A 24731-nucleotide genomic window follows, 5' to 3' on the forward strand; every position below is an offset into this window, starting at 1 on the left:
GGGCAATAACGTGCGGATGTTCGTTGACGGTGCAGGCGTGGAGGTGATTTGCAGCGGGTAGGCAGGGCGGGGCAACTCCCGACATTAACAGCGCTTTTGCCCGTTGTCCGGCTTTATTTGCATATGAATATTTATCTTTTTTTAGGGCTTGAATTGTTCTTCCGCCAGCCCGACTCTGTATTCAAGGGGCCGCTGCGCTAACGTCGACGGCCCCCGGCGAGCTAGCTGAAATAAGGGATGAACTATGCAAATCCAAGTCAACAGCGATAACCATATTCAAAGCAGCATCCGACTGGAGGAGTGGGTACGTACTACCATCGAAAGCACGCTCGAACGTTACGAAGAAGACCTGACACGGGTCGAGGTTCATTTGCGCGATGAGAACGGCGACAAGCCCGGCCCTCATGACCTGCGTTGCCAGCTTGAAGCACGGCCAAAGGGCCATCAGCCGATTTCCGTGACCCACAAGGCCGATTCGCTGGAACTGGCGATCGAAGGTGCAGCCACCAAACTTGAAAGTGCACTGGAGCATTTGTTCGGCAAACTGCGCGGCAAGCGCGCCGCCACCAAAGGCCCGACCGACTCGATTGCCCTGGCTGATGCCATGCTGGAAGAAGAATTCCTGGAGAACGAGCGGGCCGCACTCAACGGCTAAGCACGATCACTTAAAAATACTCACCGAACAAAAGGGCCTGCAATCGCAGGCCCGTTTCGCTTCAGCTATCCACCGCGACCCCGAGTCAGAACGCCACGGACGTCTGCACATACAGCGTGCGCGGCTCTCCCACGTACTTGCCCCGGTTGTTGTCATCGAACGAACGGGTGAAGTACTGGGTATTGAAGATGTTCTTCACGCCTACCGCCACGTTCAGGTCCGACAGTTGCGGGCCGAAATCATAGGCGGCGCGGCTGCTGAACAGCATGTAGCCGGGGATATTGCCGGTACTGCCGTCGGCGCTTTCATTACGGGTATTGGCGTTATCGGCAAACTGCGCGCTCTGGTAGGTGCTGTCCAGGTTCAACTTCCAAGGCCCGTCCGTATAACCCACGCCTAGCGTACCTTTGTGCTTCGAAGAGAAGGGCACGCGGTTGCCTTTGTTTGGTCCGTCCTCACGAATGGAGGCATCGACAAAGGCATACGTGGCATATACATCAAAACCGGCCAGCGCCGGGCTCAGGTCGTCGAGGGCGTAGTTGATGCTGGTTTCGATGCCCTGGTGGCGGGTCTCGCCTCGGGCGATCACCGAGTCGTTGGTCTGGTTGCTTTCATACTGGTTGTCGAAGTTGATCAGGAACGCGCCGATCTCTGCCCGCAGGTTGCCATTGTCATAGCGGGTGCCCAGTTCCCAGGTGCGGGCTTTTTCCGGTTTTACTTCGCCGCTGCTGACACGGTTGGGCATCTGGCTGTACTGCACGCTGCCGAACGAACCTTCGGTATTGGCATACAGATTCCACTCATCGGTCAGATGATAGAGCACGTTCAGTGCCGGCAAGGCCGTGTTGTAGTCACCCTTGTATTTCACATTCGTCAGGTTGTTGGTCTGCTGAGATTCGATCATTTCGTAGCGAACGCCAGGCGTGATGGTCCATTTGCCGATGTCGATCCGGTCATCGATGAAAAACGCGTTGGCCTCGGTGCCGCCACGCGTATCCCGGTCGTTGCGGCTGGAGGTGGTTGGCAATTCGTTGCTGGCGATGGGCGTGCGATAACGCAGTTCATGGCCGGCCTCGTTGATGTAGCGGTAGCCGACGCCGACCTCATGGCTGGTCGGGCCGAGGTCGAAACCTTGGGCGAAACGGGTTTCCAGGCCGCGCACCCAATATTCGCGAGGCGACAGGGACAGGAAGCTGCCCTGGTCCAGGTAGCCGCTGCGCAAGGTCTTGGTGAAGAACGTGCTGGCGGTGAATTCCCGGCGGTCCTGTTGGTAGCGGTAGCCGACGTTGACCAGGGTGCGACGACCCCAGAAACGGTCGTTCGGCCGGGTGGACTGGTACGGGTCGGCGTCGTAGTCGGCCACATTCAGGCCGCCGGGCATGTCGGCTTCGCCTTCGTAATACTGGGCCATGGCATTGAAGCTGTTGGCGTCGTCCAGCTGGTAGTTGCCCTTGAGGATCAGATCGTCGATTTGTGTGTCGCTGTGCTCGCGCCAGTCGCCGCCACGGGTGCCGGAATACAGCAGGGCGCCGCCCAGGCCGTTGTCGGCGGTGCCGCCAGCCAGCAGATTGGAGGAGGTCTTGAAGCCGTCGTGACTGGAGGACGGGCTCGTCTCGGTCTGGAAGCCGCCCTTCACCGTGGGGGCATCGGGAATCGCTCGCGTCACGAAGTTGACCACGCCGCCGACGTTCTGCGGGCCGTAGCGCACTGCGCCGCCGCCACGCACGACGTCCACCGCGTCCATGTTGCCCATGCTGACCGGCGCGAACGAGAGCTGCGGTTGGCCGTAAGGTGCGAACGGCACCGGGATGCCGTCCATCAACACCGTAGAACGTGAGGCCAGGCGCGGATTGAGCCCGCGAATACCAAAGTTCAGCGCCATGTCATGGCTGCCGGTGCCGTTGTTTTCCGGTGCGTTGACGCCGGGGATGCGATTGAGTACGTCCCGGGCCTGGGTCGCGCCCTGGCGTTCGAATTCCTCACGACGGATGACATCCCTGGCACCAGGGTGTTCGAAAACGTTGGCTTGCGCGGCATCGCCGAGCCAGTCACCGACCACGGTGGTGGTGCCGATGTCCAGCGCAGTGCTGGTGGCCGGTTGCAGGCTGAAGGCGTTGTTTCCCTCCGGCCGGGCTTGCAGGCCGGTGCCTTCGAGCAGCGCGTTCAGCCCTTGTTCCGGGCTGTAGCTGCCTTCCAGGCCACGACTCTGCAGGCCTGCGGTTGTCTGCGAGCCAAAGGAAATCAACACCCCGGCCTCGCGCCCGAACTGATTGAGGGCATTTTCCAATGATGACGGCGCGATGTGATAGGCCTTGGCCTCGGCAGCCTGCACGCAAGGCAGAGTAACGAAACTCAAGCTGGCCCCCAGGAGCAGGTGGCGCAGGGTGCGGGCGAGCGGGGTGAGGCGGGTGGGTTGCTGCGGCATGGATGAGGATCCCGAGAAGGTTGTATCGAAGTGCTTTCCTTCTCTGTCACCCGAGACGGGAAAAACGGCTCACTGGCGCACCACTTTTTTTCAGGAGGGGCGGCCATTGGTTCACGCGCGAGCCTCGACCGTGACCCAATAGCGGGTGAAACGACGCACTTTTACCGGCAGGCTGACCTCCAGCAGGTCGAGGATTCGTTCGCTGTTGTCCAGCGGATAGGTTCCGGAGATCAGAAGGTTGGCGACTGCCTCGTCGCAGTGCAGTTGGCCGCGTCGGTAACGGCCGAGTTCGTCGAGGAAGTCCACGAGGCGCATATGCGCGGCTATCAGCATGCCTTCCGTCCAAGCGCCGCTGTTGGCGTCCAGCGCCGTGGAGGGCCCGGCACCGTTGACGCCAAGGCTCAGTTGTCGTGCTGTCGCCAGTGACAAGGCCGGACCGTCTCGGCTATGAATGTCCACCTGGCCTTCAAACGCCGTCACCTGGGTGTGTTCCGGATATTCGCGGACGTTGAACCGGGCGTCGCGGCTTTCCAGCAGGCCGTAGGCCGTCACGACTTGCAGGGGCCTCGGGTCCCGGGCGACGGTCAGCAACAGTTCCCCTTCCAGCAGGCGGATCAAGCGGCGTTGAGCGTCGAAGCGAACGTCTACCGCGCTGCCAGTGTTGAGCTGCAACTGACTGCCGTCATCCAGCGTCAGGCGTCGCCGCTCGCCCACCGGGCTGCGAAAATCGGCCATCAATGGCGGCAGCAGTTGGCGCTCACGCAGGCCCCAGGTCAACGCCGAGCCGGCGCCAAGCACCAGCAACATCTTCAGAGCTCGACGCCGCGCCGCGGACTTCGGTGCATTGAGGGCCGCATGGGCCAGCGGAGGCGACACGCTGCGCAGTCGCTGATTGACCCGCTGGATATGCTCCCAGGCACGGCGATGTTCGCCGTGGGCATCGAGCCAGTGTTCCCAGGCTTGCTGCTGGCGGGTATCGAGTGGGCCTTGCTGCATTTCCAGCAGCCAGTGCACGGCCTGCTCGGCGACTTGCGCGCTGACGCCCGGTGCGCCGTTGATCGGTGGGGTCATAAGGCAAAGTAGCAGCGCATCGCTGCCTTGTTCAGGTGACGCTTGACCGTCGCCAGGGAAATCCCCAATTCACGGGCGATTTCGTTGTAGGTCAGGCCATCGACCTGAGCCAGCAGAAACGCCTGCTTGACCGCGCGCGGCAACCCATCGAGCAGTTGGTCCAGTTCCATCAGGGTTTGCAGGATGATTGCCCGGTCTTCCTCCGATGGCGTCACGAGCTCCGGCAATTGGGCAAGGGCATCGAGGTAGGCGCGCTCCAGGTCTTGACGGCGGTAATGGTTGAACAAGACGCGCTTGGCAATGGTGGTGAGAAACGCACGGGGTTCCAGGACCGGCTGCGGATCGCGCGCAGTCAGGACGCGCATGAACGTGTCCTGGGCCAGGTCGGCGGCACTGTCGGGGCAGCCGAGTTTTCTTCGCAACCAGCCGTTGAGCCAACGGTGATGGGCGTTGTAGAGCACTTCGACGGTGTGTGCAGGCGGCAACGAGGAACATCCCGACAGCGCTTAGCTGTGCTAGAGAACAAGAATTGTTCGCATTGTAGGGGCGCAATGGTGGCTACGGCAATCGGGACGAGTGCCTGGTTGTTTCATTTGGCCGGGGCACGCGGGTGCTTAGCGCAAGAATGCCTGTCGATACTCTCCGGGGCTTGCGCCCAAGGCCTGGCGAAAACGGTGGGTGAAATGACTGGCGCTGGCAAACCCGCAGGCCAGCGCCACGTCGCCCAACGGCTGGGACGTGCTGCGCAACAATTGCCGCGCGCGGGCCAGCCGCCGGGCCAGTACATATTGATGGGGTGGCAGCCCGAAACTTTCGCGGAACATCCGCGCAAAGTGATATTCGGACAACGCACACAGCGCCGCCAATTGCCCGAGGCTGATGGCCTCGGCCAGATGGCTGTCGACGTAATCCACCAGCAACCGTCGCTGGTGAGCCGCCAGGCCGCCCTTGAGGCGAAGCCCCTGGCGCTGGCCGACCTGGCTGAGCAACAGGTGGTTGAGCAGGTCATGGGCCAGGCTGGTCGTCAGCAGGCGTTCGCCGGGTTCGTCCCAGTTCAGTGCGATCAACTGGCGAAAGCGCTGGGCCTGTTGCGGGTCGTCGAGGAACGTTTCCTCGTGCAGTTGCACTTGCCGGGGTTCGCGGTCCAGCAGGGTGATGCAGCCAAGGGCGAATTGCTCCGCGCTGAAATATAGGTGGGCGAGGCGGATGTCGCCATTGATGACCCAGGCGGACTCATGCCCGGCCGGCAAGATGCAAAGTTTGTCCGGTGCGCCTGTGGTATCGGGCCGTTCACGACGAAACGTGCCGGTGCCCCCCGCGATGTAGCACGACAGCGTATGGTGCGTCGGCGCCTCGTAGTCCCGGGCGTCGTGGTGATTGGTCCACAAAGCGGCCGCCATGCCGTCTCCGAGCTCGGCACTGTGCTCCAGGCGAGCGTTGGGCGAGCTGTTGAGGGCTTGGAAGACTTGTAGGGTCTGCAGTGTGGACATGATCGGTTCTCCAACGTTTGCATCCTACTCCGTAGACTGTTCCCTGCCAGCCCATCGCTCATAAAAACCGCAAGATTACGCAAGCGACGGGCAAGCATCGGCGTGACACTGGGGGTCATTGCCAGGAGTCACCGTCATGAACCTCTCGTTGTACCTGCTCACCGTGCTCATCTGGGGCACCACCTGGATTGCCCTGAAACTGCAGTTGGGTGTCGTCGCCATCCCGGTGTCGATCGTTTATCGCTTTGGCCTCGCCGCATTGATCCTGTTTGCCATGCTCTTGCTCAGCCGGCGCTTGCAGGTGATGAACCGGCGCGGCCACTTGATTTGCGTTGCCCAGGGCCTGTGCCTGTTCTGCATCAATTTCATGTGCTTCCTGACCGCCAGCCAGTGGATCCCCAGTGGTTTGGTCGCCGTGGTGTTTTCCACCGCCACGCTCTGGAACGCCCTCAATGCCCGGGTTTTCTTCGGTCAACGGATTGCCCGTAACGTATTGCTGGGCGGCGCCTTGGGGCTGTTCGGGCTGGCGTTGTTGTTCTGGCCGGAGCTGGCCGGTCACAGCGCGAGCCCGCAAACGGTGCTCGGCTTGGCGCTGGCGCTGCTGGGGACGTTGTGTTTTTCAGCGGGCAACATGCTTTCGAGCCTGCAACAGAAGGCTGGCCTCAAGCCGTTGACGACCAACGCCTGGGGCATGGCTTACGGGGCGGCGATGTTGTCGGTGTGGTGTCTGTTCCAAGGCATTCCGTTCGATATGGAATGGAATGCACGTTACGTCGGCTCGCTGCTGTATCTGGTGATCCCGGGTTCGGTCATCGGCTTTACCGCCTACTTGACGCTAGTGGGGCGCATGGGGCCGGAGCGGGCGGCGTATTGCACCGTGCTGTTCCCGGTGGTGGCGTTGAACGTCTCGGCGTTTGTCGAGGGCTACCAGTGGACGGCGCCGGCATTGGTGGGGTTGGTGCTGGTGATGCTGGGGAACGTGCTGGTGTTTCGCAAGCCCCGGCCAGTAGCCGTGAAAGTCGCGCTGGGTGCTCGCTGAGCGATTGCCTCTGGCGATAGATCCTGTGGCGAGGGAGCTTGCTCCCGCTGGGTTGCGAAGCGCCCCCAAGGTGTATCTGCCGCCACGGTGCATCAGATAAACCGCAAGGGGCTGCTGCGCAGCCCAGCGGGAGCAAGCTCCCTCGCCACAGTGTGTTTTATTTCCAGACTTGTGGGTTGACCAGGTTCTTCGGTCGCTCGCCCAGCAAGGCACTGCGCAAGTTATCCACAGCAAGGTTGGCCATGGCCTCACGGGTCTCGTGGGTGGCGGAGCCGATATGGGGCAGGGTCACGGCGTTCTTCAGCTGGAACAGCGGCGATTCAGCCAGCGGTTCTTTCTCGTAGACATCCAGCCCGGCACCGCGGATGCGACCGTTCTGCAAGGCTTCGATCAGCGCTGGCTCATCCACCACCGGGCCACGGGAAATGTTGACCAGGATGGCGCTTGGCTTCATCAGCCCCAGTTCACGCTGGCCGATCAAATGGCGGGTCTTCTCGCTCAATGGCACCACGAGGCAGACGAAATCGGCTTCGGCCAGCAACTGGTCCAGTTCGCGAAATTGTGCGCCCAATTGGTTTTCCAGCTCGGTCTTGCGGCTGTTGCCGCTGTACAGGATCGGCATGTTGAACCCCAACCGGCCACGCCGGGCAATGGCTGCGCCGATGTTGCCCATGCCTACGATGCCCAAGGTCTTGCCATGCACGTCGCTGCCGAACAGTTGCGGACCGACGGTCGCTTGCCATTGCCCGGCCTTGGTCCAGGCGTCCAGTTCGGCCACGCGCCGGGCGCTGCTCATCAGCAGGGCGAAGGCCAGGTCGGCGGTGCTTTCGGTGAGCACGTCGGGGGTGTTGGTGAGCATGATCCCGCGCTCATTGAAGTAGGCCAGGTCGTAGTTGTCGTAGCCCACCGACACGCTGGAGACCACTTGCAGGTTCGTGGCGTTCTGCAATTGCTCGCGGCCGAGCTTGCGACCGACACCAATCAGCCCATGGACGTGGGGCAAGGCGTCGTTGAACTGCGCGTTGATGTCGCCGTTCGACGGATTGGGGACGATCACCTCGAAGTCCTGGCGCAGGCGCTCGATCATGGGAGGTGTGATACGGCTGAAGGCAAGTACGGTTTTTTTCATCGTGCAAGGCTCATCTGCAGGGAATACCAAGCACGCTAACATTCCTGGCGCGGGTTAGGCGAGAGGGGAGTTTGATTGGGATATCGCAAACTCCACCTGTGGGAGCGGGCTTGCTCGCGAAGGCGTCGGGTCAGTTTGCATTGATGTTGAATGCCAGACCGCTTTCGCGAGCAAGCCCGCTCCCACATTTGATCTGTGGTGGGCTGTGATTTTGTAACTTCTGATAATCCTAGGCAGCCCGCAGGGAAATGAAGGCGTAGTTGACCGGTGCCTCGGTGACCACGCTTGCGCCACTGGCCGTCACTTGGCTGGCAACGTCCTCGCCGGACAGGTGGAACTGCCATTCACCCGCTTCGGGGTCCAACGGCTGCGAGCGGGCCTGATCAATCGCGATGGCGAACGCGGCCATGTTCGGCAGGTAGGCCGTGAATCCGTCGCCCTTCAACGCCGTTGTGTGGATGCCCAGGGACACGCAGATGCGCGCCTTGATCGCGATCTCTTCACGATCGGCCTGGCGTGAACGTTCGATCAACCGAGCCAGCTCCTGGTCCACCAACTCACCGCCGATGATCAACTGCGGCCCCGTTTCCCACGATTCTGGCGGGCAGTCCTTGGCGGCGGTATTGAGCGGGATGTGCGGGTTGATTTCCATGGGGTAGATGCGGCAAACCAAAGGCCTGCGCTCATAGATGCGGCACAGGTTGTCGGCGTCCAGATTATGGCAAGGGCCTGGGTTATAAGCGGCGAAGGTAATTGCCACGAGCACCTCGCTCGTGCCGCTGCGGACCACTGCCGAACGGCGTTCGGCATGTTCGCGCTGCGCCACCGGAAGGCCGAGGCCATTGGGCAGGAAGGCCTCGACCAGGACAATCACCTGGCCGCCGTCATTCGCCCACATCCTGGCTTCGTCGAGCGTCAGGGGAACGTGATGACCGGTGCAGCATTTACCGCACCCTACGCAGGAAAACGTTGTGTTCATTGATCGACCGAAGGCAATAGGCTGAAAGCGGCGACAGAAAAACGCCGCGATAAGCCGTGCGAAGCAAGTTATGCGCCATTCATTGAGGGGCTTCGGCCGGGCGGATCGAGTCCCACTCGGTGACGAAGGCGGTCTTGGTTTTTTTGCGATAAAGGCACAGCTCGGTGCCCGTCGCGCCGTTCATGTGCTTCTGTGGGTATTGGCCTTGCAGTAACAGCGCCGTATAGCCTACCCGGTCATCAAATTGCGCGGCGGTACCGACAGGTTCGGGATCTTTCAAACCGCTGGCCTTGAGGCAACTGGCGAGCACTTTTTTGTCGTAGGCGGCCCACGCGTCGGGGCTGGAAGCCTGAGCCTGAAAGGCGATGGCGGCAGTGAGGCCGAGGAGCATCAGTGCAGGGGTTTTCATCGACAATGTCCTTGTTCGGGGGAACGAGGACAGGAGTATGCATGAGGTCGGGGCAGGGGTCAGAGGCCGCGACGATCGCAGCCTCCTTGAACTTGGCCCGCATCGACGCGGGGGGCTCAGCGACCTTGTTCGGCGACGGCCTTGGCCGCGGTGATCAGGCACTTGGTCAATTCGGGCGACGAAAATTTGGTAAGCACCCCGTTTGCGCCGGCCAATCGCGCTTTCTCACTGTTCATGGCGCTGTCCAGCGAGGTGTGCAGCAACACGTAGAGGTGGGCGAAATCCGGCGTCTCGCGCAGGGTCCGGGTGAGGGCGTAGCCGTCCATTTCCGACATTTCAATATCGGAGACGATCAGGTTGATCTCCTGCGCCGTGCCCTGCAGCTCCAGCAGACAATCGATGGCTTCCTTGGCGCTGCGGGCGGTATGGCATTGCAGGCCCAGGTTGCGCAGGGTGTGCACCGATTGCTGCAAGGCGACTTGACTGTCATCGACCACCAGGATCCGGGCGTTGCCCAGGACTTCGGCGTCTTCCATGCTCAATTCGGTCGGCGCGGTTTCGATCTGCGCCGGCGCGATGCCGTGGATGACCTTTTCGATATCCAATACTTGCACCAGCGTGCCGTCCACCGAGGTCACGCCAGTGATGAATGCGCGCACGCCGCCGGAGCCGTAGGGCGGCGGTTTGATGTCGGTGGTCAGGCAATGCACGATCTTGCTGACCGCCTGCACATGCAGGCCCTGCTTGGAACGGCTGACGTCGGTGACGATCAGGCAGCCGCCGTCCGGGTCTTCCAGCGGCCGCTCGCCAATGGCGCGGCTCAGGTCGATCACCGACAGCGAGGTCCCGCGCAGGGTGGCGATGCCTTTGACGTGGGGATGGGACTCCGGCAGCTTGGTCAACGGTGGGCAGGGAATGATTTCACTGACCTTGAGCAGGTTGATCGCCATCAGCTTGCCGCTGCGCAAGGTAAACAGCAGAAGCGAAAGTGAATCTGCGCGGGCTTTGTTGGAAGACATAAAAACCTTCTGTGGAAAAAGGTGGGGCGAGCATGAAGGTCGCCAGAACAGCTTGTGATATTGGGTTATCGACTTGTCGGGGGCAGGCTTTAGGGTGAAAGCCTGTCGATCGCATGGATCGTTGTAACAAGATCCTTGTGCGGGATAGCTTTTGTGGCGAGGGAGCTTGCTCCCGCTCGGCCGCGCAGCGGTCGTAAGATTCGAAACCGCGCTGCGGTTGATGGGCCTGCTTCGCAGCCCAGCGGGAGCAAGCTCCCTCGCCACAAAAGCACCTCCAACCACTATTTCAGGCCAAGCCGTTTGGCCATCCGCCCCAGGTTCGCTCGGTCCAGCCCCAGCTCCCGGGCGGCGCTGGCCCAGTTGTGCTGGTGACGCTCCAGGCAGGCGGCGATCAGATTGCGTTGGAACGCGTCCACCGCTTCGCGCAAATCCCCCGTCACGCCTGGTGCGACCGGTGCCGGGTTGGGGGATGACGGTTCGGCGTTATCCACAGGGGCGTGGGGCAAATCCAGGTCCTGGGCGCTGAGGCTGAGGATTTTCGGGCGCGCCGGGTAGCGACCCAAGGCCTTCAGGGCGCTACGGCCGATCAGGTGTTCCAGTTCGCGCACGTTGCCCGGCCAGTCGTAGGCCAGCAATGCGGCCTGGGCGTCGCTGGTCAGGCGCAGGCTGCCCAGGCCCATGCGCGAACGATTCTGTTCGAGGAAGAAGCCGCTGAGCAGCAGCACGTCCCGCCCACGCTCACGCAGCGCCGGCACCTGCAAGGGATACACGCTCAAGCGATGATAGAAGTCGGCCCGGTAACGGCCGTTGCGCACTTCTTCGGCGAGGTCGCGATTGGTGGCGGCGATCAGGCGAACATCGACCCGGTGCTCCTTGTCCGAACCCAGGCGCTGCAGTTGGCCGCTTTGCAACACCCGCAGCAACTTGGCCTGGACAGTCAGGGACAGCTCACCCACCTCGTCGAGGAACAAGGTGCCGCCGTCGGCCAGTTCAAACTTGCCGCGGCGGTCGTTCGTGGCCCCAGTGAAGGCGCCCCGGACATGGCCGAAGAGTTCGCTTTCCACCAGCGTATCCGGCAGGGCGGCGCAGTTGAGGCTGACCAGTGGCTGGCCGGCGCGTTTCGACGCGGCGTGGATGGCCTGGGCGACCAGTTCCTTGCCCACACCGGTTTCGCCGGTGATCAATACCGTCAGGTCGCTGCCGCCCACCAGCGTGATCTCTTCCACCAGGCGCTTGTGGGCCTTGCTCTGGCCGACCATGTCGCGGTGTTGCTGGCCGCTGGCCTGGCGATAGACCTCGGCGCGGCGATGTTCGTCCTCGGCTTTCAAGGCCAGGCGCTCGATGCGCTCGGCGGCGCTGACCGTGGCGGCGGCGAGGCTGGCGAAGGCTTGCAGGGCACTGAGGTCGATGGGTTCGAAGCGCTCCGGGTCCAGCGAATCCAGGGTCAGCAGGCCCCAGGGGCGCTCGTCGATGAACAGTGGGCAACCCATGCAGTCATGAACTTCCAGATGCTTGGCCAGCCCCTCGACCAGCCCGTCGTAGGGATCGGGCAGGTCACTGTCAGCGGCGAAGCGGGTGGGGTGCGGGTTGGCCAGCAGCGCTTCGAAGCGCGGGTGTTCGCTGACCCGGAATCGCCGGCCCAGTGTATCGGTACTCAAGCCATCCACGGCGAGCGGCACCAGGCAATCTCCGTCCAGACGCAACAACGCCGCCGCATCGCAGGGCAGCAGGGCGCGCAGGGTGCCGAGCAGGCGCCGATAACGTTCACCTTCAGGCAGTTCACGGGACAGGTCGGCCACCAGCGGCAGCAGGGAGGTCAGCAGGGCGGTTGCGGTCATAATGACTCCGTGTAGTCGAAACGACTATAAGGTGAGCCGTGTCGATATGACTACATTGTTTTTAACTTGTTGATATTAAAGATAAAAAAATATGGCACGGAAACTGATATGACATAAGCAACTGTTATCGATCATACGCCAGGAGTCACCCTATGCTCAGTCGAGAAGAACGCGCCATCATTCGCTCCACCGTGCCCTTGCTGGAAAGCGGTGGGGAGGCGCTGATCACTCACTTCTATCGCATGATGCTGTCCGAGTACCCTCAGGTCCGCCCGCTGTTCAACCAGGCTCACCAGGCCAGCGGCGACCAACCACGTGCCTTGGCCAACGGTGTATTGATGTATGCGCGGCACATCGACCAGCTTGACCAATTGGGCGACCTGGTGGCGAAAATCGTCAACAAGCACGTTGCCCTGCAGATCCTGCCGCAACATTACCCGATTGTCGGTGCGTGCCTGCTGCGGGCGATTGCTGAGGTGCTGGGCGAAGAAATCGCCACCCCCGAAGTGATCGCGGCATGGGGCGCTGCCTACAACCAGCTAGCGGATATCCTGATCGGCGCCGAAGCCGACATGTACGACAAGAAGGCCGAGGCGCTGGGCGGCTGGCGTGGCGAGCGCGAGTTCATCCTGGCGGCCAAGGTCCAGGAAAGCGCGGAAATCACCTCGTTCTACTTCGAGCCGGCGGACAAGGGCCCGATCCTGATGGCCGAGCCGGGCCAGTACATCGGCATGAAGCTCGTGCTCGATGGCGAGGAAGTGCGCCGCAACTATTCGCTGTCGGCCCTGGCGGACAATGGCCAGTACCGGATCAGCGTCAAGCGCGAGCCGGGCGGGCGGGTGTCGAACTTCCTGCATCATCATTTTGAGGTCGGCAGTCGCATCCAGTTGTTCCCGCCGTCCGGGGATTTCTACCTGACTGCCAGCGAAAAACCGTTGGTGCTGATCAGCGGCGGCGTCGGCATTACCCCGACCCTGGCCATGTTGCAGGCAGCGCTGCAAACCGAGCGGCCGGTGCATTTCATTCACTGCGCACGTAACGGCCGCGTCCATGCCTTCCGTGACTGGATCGACGATCTGGCCAAGCGGCATCCGCAACTCAAGCGCTTCTACTGCTACGACGAAGACGACGGGGTAAGCCCGGCGGCGGACAAGGTGGGGCTGTTGAGCCAGGAGCAACTGGCGCAGTGGCTACCGGAGCAGCGTGACCTGGACGCCTATTTCCTTGGGCCGAAGGGCTTCATGGGCGCCGTCAAGCGCCACCTCAAGGCCCTGGGCGTGCCCGACCGGCAGAGCCGCTACGAGTTCTTCGGCCCGGCGGCGGCGCTGGAATAAGGTCGCGGCAAGCCGGGAGACCGGGTTGCCTTCATCGCGAGCAGGCTCGCTCCCACAAGGGATTTGCACAGGTCTGACGGCCAGCACAGATCCAGGGTGGGAGCGAGCCTGCTCGCGAAGACGTCGGCACATCCGACATCAATGCAGGCGGATCTACCGCTTTCGCGAGCAAGCCCGCTCCCACAGGGGAATTGCGGTGGACACGATTCCTGTGAGCACCACAAAAAACTGTGGGAGCGAGCCTGCTCGCGAAGACGGTAGTACAGCCAGCTTGTTCACTGACTGACCCACCGCCATCGCGAGCAAGCTCAGCTCCCACAGGGATTTGTGATGAGTACGATATCTGTGAACAACCCGCAAACCCATGTGGGAGCCGAGCTTGCTCGCGATGGCGGCCGCAGCTCCACCCCTGTCCAACTGACCCGCATTAATCCCCGCTTAACTTTCTTGCGCTCTATTCCCTTCAATTGTCGACGCCCGCTGCTCGTTCACTGTCATGGTCAGCGTGTAGACTTCGGTACGTCCGATCGCGCGCCGGGTGTTGCGAGGCTGCGCGTCGATCCATACAGACAAAGGGAAACGCAATGAGTGAGGAAATGATGCGGCTGGGCCGCGAGCGGCGCTATCTGGTGCTGCTGGGGCTGATCTGCCTGGCACTGATCGGTGGTGCGCTGTACATGCAGGTGGCCCTCGGCGAGGCGCCGTGCCCGCTGTGTATCCTGCAACGCTATGCGTTGTTGCTGATCGCGATTTTCGCCTTCATCGGCGCCGCCATGCGCACCCGCCGCAGCCTGACGATCTTCGAAGGCCTGGTGGTGCTCTGCGCCCTGGCCGGGGCCGGTGTAGCCGGGCATCACGTGTACACCCAGTTCTTCCCCGCGGTCAGTTGCGGTATCGATGTCTTGCAACCGATTGTCGATGACCTGCCGCTGGCGAAGATCTTTCCGCTGGGGTTCCAGGTCGACGGTTTTTGCTCCACGCCCTACCCACCGATCCTGGGCCTGTCCCTGGCGCAATGGGCACTGGTGGCCTTCGTGTTGACGGTGGTGCTGGTGCCATTGCTGGTGTCGCGTAACCGCAAAACGCTTCGCTGAAACGCCTCAATGAAACGCCCCGGTTTCTCCCTTGGAGAGCCGGGGCGTTTTCTGTTTCACCCCTGAGCCGGAGCGTCCTTGATCCGAGGCAAGAATGACCTGCGACAACGTGCGACACGTTGTCACATATCTTGCGACGCTCAGCCTTTCCGACGGCAGTTAAACGCTCATTCCTGTAACAAAAAAACGTCTGGTTTCGCAGCCAGCGTCTCGCTTGCAGCAGGCATTTTTAACAGCGCGGCGTCAGGCGGCGCAGGCCCCTGAAAATGGGCGCTTGCCGGACAAAAAAGCTCTTGCGAATCGGCTCGAGCTGTCTAAATCGGGCGTAGTAGACCTACGTTTTTTGGGGTTCTTGTTGAGAATGAATTTCGATAAGATGCTGGCCCGTTGCAATATCAGCAAGAGATTGTTGCCGGATCGGATAAAAATTATTTCGGGATGAGACATGGTCTACAGCGCGTCACCTCACTACAATCGCCCGCACCGATTTTCCGACCCGGCTCAAGCTTGAGCACGAGAGTGGTCGAAGGGCGCCAGCGCCCCATGCGACCCCAGGTGTCGGTGCCTCCAACTATCCGCACCAAATGGAATTGGGCTTGAACTAGGCCTTTTGACCAACGAATAAGAACTCACTGCTGGCCCAGGATGTGTCGAACAGCCGCTGACGTTCGACGGGCAGCCCTTATTCAATCCAAGAAAATGCCAACCCTTGGCAGGGTGAAGTGTTGGCGATCAAAACCCAACTGCATTGCGCAAGCTGCTTTAGAGGTCGTGAGATGAGTAAAAACAGGTACCCCCGATTACTAGGCTTGTTGCCGCTGCTCGGCACGTTGCTGCTGGGAGGCTGCAACATGACCTTGCTCGATCCCAAGGGCCAGGTCGGCCTGGATGAACGAAACCTGATCATCACCGCCACGCTGCTGATGTTGCTGGTCGTTGTGCCGGTTATCGTCATGACCTTCCTGTTCGCCTGGAAGTACCGCGCAACCAACACCCAGGCCACCTACACGCCGAAATGGTCGCATTCGACCAAGATCGAAGTGGCGGTGTGGACCATTCCGGTGCTGATCATCATTGCCCTGGGTTATGTCACCTACAAGTCGACCCACGCCCTGGACCCTTATCGTCCGCTTGAATCCGACGTCAAGCCGATCACCATCGAAGTGGTCTCGATGGACTGGAAGTGGCTGTTCATCTATCCGGAACAAGGCATCGCCACGGTCAACAAGATCGTGTTCCCGGCCCACACGCCGATCAACTTCAAGGTCACCTCCGACACCGTGATGAACTCGTTCTTCATCCCGGGCCTGGGCGGCCAGATCTATGCGATGGCCGGCATGCAGACCAAGCTGCACCTGATCGCCAACCAGAACACCGAACTTGAAGGTATCTCCGCCAACTACAGCGGCGCGGGTTTCACCGGCATGAAGTTCAAAGCGACCGCCACCACCCAGGAAGAATTCGACGCCTGGGTCAACGAAGTGAAGAAGGCACCTAAACAGCTTGAAAAAGCTGAATACGAAGCCCTTTCCAAGCCGAGCCAGAACAACCCAGTCGAACTCTACTCGTCGGTTACGCCGAACCTGTTCCAGACCATCATCGACAAGTATGAAGGGATGAATCCGGGCAAGCCGATGCACCACGAGAAGAAAGACAAGGAAGTGGCTCACAACATGGAAGGGATGGACATGAGCTCGCATTCAGCTGCCGGGGCAGAGGAGTAAACGATGTTAGGTAAATTAAGTTGGGAAGCGATCCCGTTCCACGAGCCGATTGTCATGGTGACCCTCGCCATCATCGCGCTCGGTGGTCTGGCATTGTTCGCCGGTATCACTTATTTCAAGAAGTGGACCTACCTGTGGACAGAGTGGCTGACCTCGGTCGATCACAAGAAAATCGGCGTGATGTACATCATCGTCGCCATGGTCATGCTGCTGCGCGGTTTTGCCGACGCCATCATGATGCGTACCCAGTTGGCCATGGCCACCGAGGGTTCGCCTGGCTACCTGCCGCCTGAACACTATGACCAGATCTTCACCGCCCACGGTGTGATCATGATCATCTTCATGGCGATGCCATTCTTCACCGGCCTGATGAACCTTGCAGTGCCGCTGCAGATCGGCGCGCGCGACGTTGCCTATCCGTTCCTGAACTCCCTCAGCTTCTGGCTGCTGGTGTCCGGCGTGGTGCTGATCAACGTGTCCCTGGGTGTCGGCGAATTCGCCAAGACCGGTTGGGTTGCCTATCCGCCGTTGTCGGGGCTGCAATACAGTCCGGGCGTGGGGGTGGATTACTACATCTGGGCGCTACAGCTATCCGGGTTGGGGACAACGCTGACGGGGGTCAACTTCCTGGCCACCGTGCTGAAGATGCGTACCCCTGGCATGAAGTTGATGGACATGCCGATCTTCACCTGGACCTGCACCTGGGCCAACGTGCTGATCGTCGCTTCGTTCCCGATCCTCACCGCTACCCTGGCGCTGCTGACGCTTGACCGCTACATGGATTTCCACATTTTCACCAATGAACTGGGTGGAAATCCGATGATGTACGTCAACCTGTTCTGGGCCTGGGGTCACCCCGAGGTGTACATCCTGATCCTGCCGGCGTTCGGTATTTTCTCCGAAGTCATCTCGACCTTCTCCGGCAAGAAGCTGTTTGGCCACCACTCGATGATCTACGCTTCCGGCGCGATCTCGGTACTGGGCTTCATGGTTTGGTTGCACCACTTCTTCACCATGGGCTCGGGGGCCAGCGTCAACGCCTTCTTCGGCCTGGCGACGATGCTGATCTCGATCCCGACGGGTGTGAAGCTGTTCAACTGGCTGTTCACCATCTACCAGGGCCGCCTGCGTTTCACCAGCCACGTGCTGTGGACCCTGGGCTTCATGGTGACCTTCGCCATCGGCGGCATGACCGGCGTACTGCTGGCCATCCCGGGTGCGGACTTCGTGTTGCACAACAGCCTGTTCGTGATCGCGCACTTCCATAACGTGATCATCGGCGGCGCCGTGTTCGGCTACATCGCAGGCTTTGCGTTCTATTTCCCGAAAGCGTTCGGCTTCAAGCTGCACGAAGGTTGGGGCAAGGCAGCGTTCTGGTTCTGGATCTCGGGCTTCTTCGTCGCGTTCATGCCGCTCTATGCACTGGGCTTCATGGGCATGACCCGTCGCCTGAACGCCACCACCAACCCTGAGTGGGTGCCGTACCTGTACGTCGCCATGTTCGGCGCGGTGATGATCGCGGTCGGTATCGCCTGCCAGTTGATCCAGCTGTACGTCAGCGTGCGTGATCGCAAGAAACCGGAAAACATGTGCGAACACGGTGACCCGTGGAATGCCCATACCCTGGAATGGTCGACTTCGTCGCCACCACCGTTCTACAACTTTGCCGTGCTGCCGAAAGCGGAAACCATCGACCCGTTCACCGAAGCCAAGGAAGCCGGTACCGCGTACCAGGTTCCGGCCAAGTACGAGCCGATCCACATGCCCAACAACACCGCCACCGGTGTGGTCATGGGTGCGCTGTTGACCGTGTTCGGTTTCGCGATGATCTGGCACATCTGGTGGCTGGCCATCGCCAGCCTGGTCGGCACCGTGGCGTATTTCGTGATCCATGCCGCCCGTGACGATCAGGGCTACATGGTGCCGGTGGATGTCATCGAACGCATCGAAGCCGAGCAGCACAAGCGCCTGGTCGCGGCCGGGAAAGTCCCCGCCACCGCCACCCGTGTTGAAACCTCGTTGGAACAGGCTTAAACCATGTCGAACTTAGTGACCAATGTTGGACACGCCCATGGTCATGACCATGGGCACGATGACCATCACCACGACTCGGGCGAGATGACCGTATTCGGTTTCTGGCTCTACCTGATGACCGACTGCATTCTGTTTGCGTCGATCTTCGCGGTGTACGCGGTGCTGGTTAACAACGTCGCCGGTGGCCCGTCGGGCCACGAAATCTTCGAACTGCCTTATGTACTGGGCGAAACCGCGCTGCTGCTGTTCAGTTCGATCACCTACGGCTTCGCCATGCTGGCGTTGTTCAAGGGCAAGAAAACCCAGGTCCTGGGCTGGTTGGCCATGACGTTCCTGCTGGGCGCCGGCTTTATCGCCATGGAGATCAACGAGTTCCATATCCTGATCGCCGAAGGCTACGGCCCTAGCCGCAGCGGCTTCCTGTCCGGGTTCTTCACCCTGGTCGGCACCCACGGCCTGCACGTGACCAGCGGCCTGATCTGGATGGCGATCATGATGTACCAGGTCCAGAAAAACGGCCTGACCGCCACCAACAAGACGCGCCTGAGCTGCCTGAGCCTGTTCTGGCACTTCCTGGACGTGGTGTGGATCTGCGTATTCACCGTTGTTTATCTGATGGGGACCCTGTAAATGGCTAACGCACATTCCCATGATGGCCATGACGCCGGCCACGGCAGCGTCAAGTCCTACGCCATCGGTTTCATCCTGTCGGTGATCCTGACCGTCATTCCGTTCGGCCTGGTGATGTACCCGTCGCTGCCCAAGACCCTGACCCTGTGGATCATCCTGATCTTCGCCGTGGTCCAGGTACTGGTGCACCTGGTGTACTTCCTGCACCTGGACCGCTCCGCTGCCCAACGTAACAACGTGGTCGCGTTTGTGTTTGCCGCGATCGTGATTGTCCTGCTGGTCGGCCTGTCGTTGTGGATCATGTTCAGCATCCACACCAACATGATGGCGCACTGAGGAAAGTCCGGATGTCACTGAAGCACTTTATCCAAATCACCAAGCCGGGGATCATTTTCGGTAACGTGCTTTCTGTGGCGGGCGGGTTTTTCCTGGCCTCGAAAGGGCATGTCGATCTGGCCATCTTCCTGGCGGCGATGATCGGCACGTCCCTGGTGGTGGCGTCCGGTTGCGTGTTCAACAACTGCATCGACCGCGACATCGACATCAAGATGGAACGCACCAAGAACCGGGCGCTGGTCCAAGGCCTGATTCCGGTGCAACTGGCCCTGGCCTTCGCCACGGTGCTGGGCGTGGCCGGCGTAGCGCTGCTGTACTGGGTGGCCAATCCGCTGGCGGCGTTGTTCGCGGTGATCGGTTTTGTCATCTACGTCGGCCTCTACAGCCTGTACCTCAAGCGCAAGTCGGTCCACGGCACGCTGGTGGGCAGCCTGTCGGGGGCGATGCCGCCAGTGATCGGCTACGTGGCCGTGAGCAACAGCTTCGACATGGCGGCGCTGACGTTGCTGGTGATGTTCAGCTTGTGGCAGATGCCGCATTCCTACGCCATCGCGATCTTCCGCTTCAACGACTACCTGGCAGCCTCGATTCCGGTGTTGCCGGTCAAGCGCGGCATCCGCGTGGCCAAGAAGCACATCCTGCTCTACATCCTGGCCTTCCTGGTGGCGACCTTGATGCTGACCTTCAGCGGCTACGCCGGCATGAGCTACCTCGCCGTCGCCGCTGCCATGGGCATGTACTGGCTGTACATGGCCTGGACCGGCTACAAGGCGGTGGACGATACGGTCTGGGCACGCAAGCTGTTCGTGTTCTCGATCTTCACCATCACCGCCCTGAGCGTCATGATGTCCCTGGATTTCAAGGTGCCGAGTGAGTTGTTGCTGACTTACGCGCCTTAAGCGCCAGAGCTGCAAAAAAAAGCCCCGCCTTCGAGAGAAGCGCGGGGCTTTTTTTGGGTGTTACTTCTGACTTTTGTGGGAGCGAGCCTGCTCGCGAATGCGGTGGGTCAGTTGAAATGATGTTGACTGACACGGCGCCTTCGCGAGCAAGCCCGCTCCCACAAGGATTGCTGCGTATCCATTATTGCTTTATGAATGCTGGTCCGCGCAGGATGTTCGCTAAGGGAGAGTTGTGGGAGCCGATCTCCGATCAAGAGAAAATATCCGGTGCGCCATAGAAGCTGAGTTGAAAGTACGAGGTACCTTATGAAAAAGCGCGATCTGTTTGCCGAGATGATGCAAGGCGTCGAGGAGATGGCCGCTCACCGCGAGGGCAAGATCACGCTTAAGCCGTTTTCGCCAAGAGCATCAGGACCAGCCCGGGCACCCTTGGAAACTGGGAGCAGGAAAAGTCAAAGCCTAATGCCCAGGCGGCTTTGTTGATCAAATTGGTCGAGAAGTTTCCGGATATGGTCGAGCGGCTTGGTGCTGTTTGATCCGCTCATAGCCATGGGAAAGCCCCACCTTCGAGAGAAGTGCGGGGCTTTTTCTTGGGTGTTATTTCCGCTGACGATGTTCCTGTGGGAGCGGGCTTGCTCGCGAATGCGTCCGGTCAGCCAACTTCAACTTAACTGACCCACCGCTTTCGCGAGCAAGCCCGCTCCCACAGGGGAAACTCAACCTGGGCTTATTGCTGGGCGATGCTGTAGCCGTCGAACGCTTTCTGCTGTTGCAGCGCGGTGACGATGCTTTTGCGGGTGACCGGTTGTTCAGTGCCGTCGTTGTCCAGGAAGGTTTCGCTTTCCAGCTCGGCTTCTTCGCCTTCGCCGACGAAGTTGAAACCCAGGAACTCGAAGGCTTCGCGGTCCACGTTCGGCTTGGAGCGCGGCGTGCGCAGGGGCAGGGTGACGCTGATGCCGTCCTTGCTGATAACAAACACTTCGGCTTCCTTCTTGGGCCGCGAGGCCTTGCCCTTGCTGCCGCTCGGGTTGCTGATGGCCTGGTGAGTCTGGTTCAGCACTTTCAGGGCCAGGCCGTAGACCAGCTCCTGGAACGACGGGTCGTCTTTGTAGCTGGAAAGAATGCGGCTGATCGGGAAGCGGCTGCCCAGGTCTTCCAAGGCTGCAAAATCCGCAGCCTCAGCGTCCTTGAGCTGCTTGAGCTGACCCATCAACTCGTAGGCCTTGTCGTCATCGAACGCATCGTGGGCCTGGCGAATGGCGTTGCGCAGTTCGCGGATCTGGTCGCTTTCGCGGTTCGACTGGAACGCATCGAGGACCATTTCGCTGATGGTCTTGGCCTGGGGCAGATGCTGTGAAAGATTGATGGAGTTTTCGTATTCCGCTTTGGACGACAGGGTGACTACGGATTCAGCGGTGTTGGAATCGGACATTGAAATTTCACTACTTCTGTTAGCGGGATGAGGCGAGAAAGGCATTGAGCTTTTTTCCGGCCGCCTAATCTATTGGACGCGGGCGGTGTTGTCACGGTCGGAGCGGTGGCCGGTACGTATTTCATTCGCGCATCAGTTCCATCAGCCGCAATGCGTCCGGCGTTGCGGCGCCGCTGGCGGTGTTGTCGAAGATGCACCAGGTCGGCGTATCCGCAGCGCTCTTCAACTGTTGCGCGAGCTGCTTCAGCCAGGTCTCGTCATAAGGGGAATAGTAGATTCGCGGCGAGCCATGCAAACGGTAATAACGAATGCCAGGCCAGCCTGCCGGTAGATCGCCCCCCGATAAGGGGGACGGATCGGCAGCAACACGACCGATCCGCTCGTTCTCCAGCATCGCCATGGCCTGCGGCGCGAGCCAGCTCGGGTGTCGGGGTTCGAGAACCGCGGGGCCCTGATACCGATCCCGCAAAGCCTCGAAGAAGCGCTCGGCTTGGCTGTTGTCGAAGGCCAGTGATGGCGGCAATTGGATCAACAGGCAACCCAGTTTTTCGCCCAACTGTGAACACTGCCCAAGGAACTCATCCACAAGCCCCTCGCAATCGTGCAGTCGTCGATCGTGAGTGATCTGCTTTGGCACCTTGACCGAGAAGCGAAAGTCCGGCCCCACGCTGTCCGCCCACTTGGCGTAAGTGGCGGGACGATGTGGGCGATAGAACGAACTATTGATCTCCACCGCCGGGAAGCGTGCGCTGTAGCGCTGCAAATGGCTGCCTTCATCGGGAAATGCCGGCCAATGTGCCCTGGGCAACGACCAGCCGGCACAGCCCAGGAAAAGGTTAGGAGAGCGGGGGAGTCGAGTCGGCAACGTGGGAGACCTATCGCGGGGGGGATAAAGCTATGACCGCGACAAACGCCTCATGGGTTCATTCCTGGCAATTGCGGCTTCAGTGGCAGATCACGTTTTTGCCGGCCATCTTGGAGCGATACAACGCCTGGTCCGCCCGATCCATCAGGACCTCTTGCGTCTCGTCGTCGAGCCGCTGCACCACACCAAAGCTCATGGTGATCGGGAAGTCGCCCACCGGGAGCAGGTCGGACAGGCCTCGGCGAATGGTTTCAGCCATCAGGACCGCATCGGCCAACGACGTGTTTGGCAAGATCATGATGAATTCATCGCCGCCCCAGCGCACCAACAGGTCACCGTCGCGCTCGCAGCGTTTGACCGCCTGCACCACCTGCACCAGCGCTGCGTCTCCAAAGGCGTGGCCGTAGCGGTCATTGATGTCCTTGAAGTCGTCGACGTCCATGGCGATCAGCGACAACGGTTCGCGAAAGCGCTGGGCACGCTCACAGGCCAGTGGCAGCGCCTGCTCCAGGCGATAGCGGTTGGCGACCAGGGTCAACGCGTCGGTTTCGGCGAGCCTGCGGTTTTCGTCGAGTTGGATCTGCAGTTGATGGTTGACTCGAGACAACTCGCGAGTGCGCTCTTCGATGATCGCTTCCAGGGATTTGTTGCGCCGTTCGAGTTGCTCGAACAGGCGCTTCTTGTCGTCGATGCTGCGATGGGCGCCGATCATTCGAGCAACGCTGCCGTCGGGGTTGCGAGCAATCACGTAACCGCGGTCTTCGATCCAGATATAAGAGCCGTCATGGGCCCGGCAGCGGTATTCGGCTTGGTATTTCGGCGACCGTTGTTCCAGGTAATCGTCGAACAGGGCCATCACCTGGGGATAATCCTCTGGATGGATCACGCTCTCCCAGGTCAGCACGGTATTGCTCAGGGAATGGGGCGTATAGCCGAGCATGGTGTACCAGCCGGGGTTGCGATAGACGAACCCGGTATTGGCGTTCCAGTCCCAGATGCCGTCGCTGACCAGCTCCATGATGGTGTGCAGCACGCTTTCGTCCAGATCGGACAAATCGAACCGCAGCAAATCGATCTTCGAGGCGTCGTCCATCGTTGTTCCCTCAATCAGCCCTGATATCAAAATGCTCTTCAGGGGAGAAGAGTAGCCGATGGGGCTCGGCGTCACTAGCGGGCAGCGCTTCGGGTGAACGCCTGAACTGTGGCGAGGGAGCTTGCTCCCGCTGGGCCGGTCCGACGCTTCGGGCGTAGCAGCCCCAAAGCAGGGCTGCTTCGCGCCCCAGCGGGAGCGAGCTCCCTCGCCACGGGATTTATCCAACACTTATCGAGCACGCCCATCAGGGTTTGCCCCATTTCTCCAGCGCAAACTCGACAAAACTGCGCAGCTTCGGCAAACGGTAGCGATCCTGGGCGTACATCAGGCTCATTGGCCGATGGGGCAGTTGATAATCCTGCAGCAGCGCCACCAGATCCCCTTGCTGTAGATCCTTTGCCACCAGCGCGTCGGGCAGCATCACCACACCCATGCCGGCCAACGCGGCGCGGTGCAGGCCCGAGGAGCTGTTGATCAGCATCGGCCCGGTCACCGGGACTTTGATTTCCCCTTCCGGACCGTTGATTGGCCAGTGCTCCTGGGCGAAGCGCCATTCGTCGCCGGCGGAATAGGCAAACGACAGGCAATCGTGGTGTTGCAGATCATCGGGCTTTTGCGGCGTGCCTTTGCGCGCCAGGTAAGCAGGGGCAGCACAAATGGTCAGGGTGTAGTCCACCAGCGGACGCACGATCAATTTCGGGTCGGGAAGGCCGAGGCGGATGGCGACGTCGAAACCATGGTCAAGCAGGTCCAAGCGCTGGTTGGTCAGTACCACGTCGAGTTTGACCTGAGCGAAGCGCTGGCTGAATTCGGCCAGGGCCGGCGCGAGGCGTTCGGTGCCGAAGGTCAGCGGCGCGGTGATGCGCAGGGTGCCGGTGGGCTCGCCTTGGGTCTGTTCGGCCAGGCGTTCGGAATCGGCCACCAGCCCCAGCACTTCCAGGCAGCGCTGGTAGTAGGCCGAGCCGAATTCCGTCAGGCGTTGGCGCCGCGTCGTACGATTGATCAGGCGCACGCCGAGACGTTGCTCCAGCGCGCGAAGATGATTGCCCACCATGGTGGTGGACATTTCGCAGGCCTGGGCCGCCGCTGTCAGGCTGCCGGTCTCCACCACTTTCACGTAAACGGTCATTGCCTGGAACAGGTCCATTATCAAGCTCAGCTTATAGATGATTGAAGTAAAGTGACGTTTATCCATCGAGGGTGGCTAACCATACTGGAAAAAACCACCCGATGGAG

General features: G+C 60.7%; 22 protein-coding genes and 1 pseudogene. 10 read left to right on the forward strand and 13 right to left on the reverse strand.

From position 1 onward, the window contains the following. Positions 1 to 244 precede the first annotated feature (244 nt). Positions 245 to 655, forward strand: coding sequence for an HPF/RaiA family ribosome-associated protein (locus HU767_RS11320; RefSeq protein ID WP_053125063.1), 411 nt, complete (start codon positions 245 to 247; stop codon positions 653 to 655). Positions 656 to 740: 85 nt separating this feature from the next. Here HU767_RS11320 and fecA read toward each other — a convergent pair whose 3' ends face one another. From fecA to HU767_RS11340, 4 genes are all read right to left on the reverse strand, one after another. Then, positions 741 to 3080 carry a TonB-dependent Fe(3+) dicitrate receptor FecA gene (fecA, locus tag HU767_RS11325; protein ID WP_186729556.1) on the reverse strand — a complete coding sequence of 780 codons (2340 nt, stop codon included), beginning with the start codon at positions 3078 to 3080 and terminating at the stop codon, positions 741 to 743. Positions 3081 to 3191: 111 nt separating this feature from the next. After that, positions 3192 to 4151 carry a FecR domain-containing protein gene (locus HU767_RS11330; protein WP_186729557.1) on the reverse strand — a complete coding sequence of 320 codons (960 nt, stop codon included), beginning with the start codon at positions 4149 to 4151 and terminating at the stop codon, positions 3192 to 3194. After that, complete coding sequence (locus HU767_RS11335) at positions 4148 to 4636, reverse strand: sigma-70 family RNA polymerase sigma factor (protein WP_186729558.1); 489 nt, start codon at positions 4634 to 4636, stop codon at positions 4148 to 4150. The genes HU767_RS11330 and HU767_RS11335 overlap by 4 nt, the downstream gene beginning before the upstream one ends. 129 nt (positions 4637 to 4765) lie before the next feature. Next, positions 4766 to 5641, reverse strand: coding sequence for an AraC family transcriptional regulator (locus HU767_RS11340; RefSeq protein ID WP_186705080.1), 876 nt, complete (start codon positions 5639 to 5641; stop codon positions 4766 to 4768). Positions 5642 to 5777: 136 nt separating this feature from the next. Between HU767_RS11340 and HU767_RS11345 the strand changes: the two genes are divergently transcribed. Beyond that, the gene (locus HU767_RS11345) at positions 5778 to 6680 is read left to right on the forward strand and encodes a DMT family transporter (RefSeq protein WP_186705081.1); all 903 of its coding nucleotides are present in this window, start codon (positions 5778 to 5780) and stop codon (positions 6678 to 6680) included. Between the two features lie 157 nt (positions 6681 to 6837). Here HU767_RS11345 and HU767_RS11350 read toward each other — a convergent pair whose 3' ends face one another. The 5 genes from HU767_RS11350 to norR form a co-directional block, all read right to left on the reverse strand. Beyond that, positions 6838 to 7809: a D-glycerate dehydrogenase gene (locus tag HU767_RS11350; RefSeq protein WP_186705082.1), complete on the reverse strand. Its 972-nt coding sequence runs from the start codon at positions 7807 to 7809 to the stop codon at positions 6838 to 6840. 229 nt (positions 7810 to 8038) lie between these two features. Continuing rightward, positions 8039 to 8788, reverse strand: a complete 750-nt coding sequence (locus tag HU767_RS11355) for a YkgJ family cysteine cluster protein (RefSeq protein WP_186705083.1) — start codon at positions 8786 to 8788, stop codon at positions 8039 to 8041. 79 nt (positions 8789 to 8867) lie between these two features. Next, positions 8868 to 9197: a hypothetical protein gene (locus HU767_RS11360; RefSeq protein ID WP_186729559.1), complete on the reverse strand. Its 330-nt coding sequence runs from the start codon at positions 9195 to 9197 to the stop codon at positions 8868 to 8870. Between the two features lie 116 nt (positions 9198 to 9313). Further along, complete coding sequence (locus tag HU767_RS11365) at positions 9314 to 10216, reverse strand: chemotaxis protein (protein ID WP_030139917.1); 903 nt, start codon at positions 10214 to 10216, stop codon at positions 9314 to 9316. A 281-nt stretch (positions 10217 to 10497) separates the two neighbouring features. After that, positions 10498 to 12054 carry a nitric oxide reductase transcriptional regulator NorR gene (norR, locus tag HU767_RS11370; RefSeq protein ID WP_186705085.1) on the reverse strand — a complete coding sequence of 519 codons (1557 nt, stop codon included), beginning with the start codon at positions 12052 to 12054 and terminating at the stop codon, positions 10498 to 10500. Positions 12055 to 12206: 152 nt separating this feature from the next. Between norR and hmpA the strand changes: the two genes are divergently transcribed. The 8 genes and pseudogenes from hmpA to HU767_RS28800 all read left to right on the forward strand — a co-directional run bounded on the left by hmpA (position 12207) and on the right by HU767_RS28800 (position 20641). Next, positions 12207 to 13388: an NO-inducible flavohemoprotein gene (hmpA, locus tag HU767_RS11375; RefSeq protein ID WP_186729560.1), complete on the forward strand. Its 1182-nt coding sequence runs from the start codon at positions 12207 to 12209 to the stop codon at positions 13386 to 13388. A gap of 584 nt (positions 13389 to 13972) precedes the next feature. Continuing rightward, a complete protein-coding gene (locus tag HU767_RS11380; RefSeq protein ID WP_186705087.1) occupies positions 13973 to 14482 on the forward strand; it encodes a disulfide bond formation protein B in 510 nt (169 codons plus the stop codon). 776 nt (positions 14483 to 15258) lie between these two features. After that, positions 15259 to 16206 (forward strand): ubiquinol oxidase subunit II, encoded by a 948-nt coding sequence (cyoA, locus tag HU767_RS11385; RefSeq protein WP_186705089.1) that lies wholly within the window; start codon positions 15259 to 15261, stop codon positions 16204 to 16206. Between the two features lie 3 nt (positions 16207 to 16209). Continuing rightward, a complete protein-coding gene (cyoB, locus tag HU767_RS11390) occupies positions 16210 to 18240 on the forward strand; it encodes a cytochrome o ubiquinol oxidase subunit I (protein WP_053187161.1) in 2031 nt (676 codons plus the stop codon). A gap of 3 nt (positions 18241 to 18243) precedes the next feature. Continuing rightward, on the forward strand, positions 18244 to 18870 hold the full coding sequence (locus HU767_RS11395) for a cytochrome o ubiquinol oxidase subunit III (RefSeq protein ID WP_186705091.1): 627 nt from the start codon (positions 18244 to 18246) through the stop codon (positions 18868 to 18870). Next, complete coding sequence (gene cyoD, locus HU767_RS11400; protein ID WP_186705092.1) at positions 18871 to 19206, forward strand: cytochrome o ubiquinol oxidase subunit IV; 336 nt, start codon at positions 18871 to 18873, stop codon at positions 19204 to 19206. Positions 19207 to 19217: 11 nt separating this feature from the next. Next, on the forward strand, positions 19218 to 20105 hold the full coding sequence (gene cyoE / locus HU767_RS11405) for a heme o synthase (protein WP_003178131.1): 888 nt from the start codon (positions 19218 to 19220) through the stop codon (positions 20103 to 20105). 306 nt (positions 20106 to 20411) lie between these two features. Further along, a pseudogene (locus HU767_RS28800) lies at positions 20412 to 20641 on the forward strand (transcriptional regulator). A gap of 191 nt (positions 20642 to 20832) precedes the next feature. Here HU767_RS28800 and HU767_RS11415 read toward each other — a convergent pair. The 4 genes from HU767_RS11415 to HU767_RS11430 all read right to left on the reverse strand — a co-directional run bounded on the left by HU767_RS11415 (position 20833) and on the right by HU767_RS11430 (position 24642). After that, entirely contained in the window at positions 20833 to 21537 is a 705-nt protein-coding gene (locus HU767_RS11415; RefSeq protein ID WP_186705093.1) for a hypothetical protein, read from the reverse strand. A 121-nt stretch (positions 21538 to 21658) separates the two neighbouring features. After that, positions 21659 to 22402, reverse strand: coding sequence for a DUF72 domain-containing protein (locus tag HU767_RS11420; protein ID WP_186705094.1), 744 nt, complete (start codon positions 22400 to 22402; stop codon positions 21659 to 21661). A 79-nt stretch (positions 22403 to 22481) separates the two neighbouring features. Continuing rightward, positions 22482 to 23495, reverse strand: a complete 1014-nt coding sequence (locus tag HU767_RS11425; protein ID WP_186705095.1) for a sensor domain-containing diguanylate cyclase — start codon at positions 23493 to 23495, stop codon at positions 22482 to 22484. 244 nt (positions 23496 to 23739) lie between these two features. After that, positions 23740 to 24642 carry a LysR family transcriptional regulator gene (locus HU767_RS11430; RefSeq protein ID WP_186729561.1) on the reverse strand — a complete coding sequence of 301 codons (903 nt, stop codon included), beginning with the start codon at positions 24640 to 24642 and terminating at the stop codon, positions 23740 to 23742. Positions 24643 to 24731 lie beyond the last annotated feature (89 nt).

Origin of the sequence: Pseudomonas sp. SWRI179 (genome assembly GCF_014268705.1) — a bacterium.
Lineage (GTDB): Bacteria > Pseudomonadota > Gammaproteobacteria > Pseudomonadales > Pseudomonadaceae > Aquipseudomonas > Aquipseudomonas zanjanensis.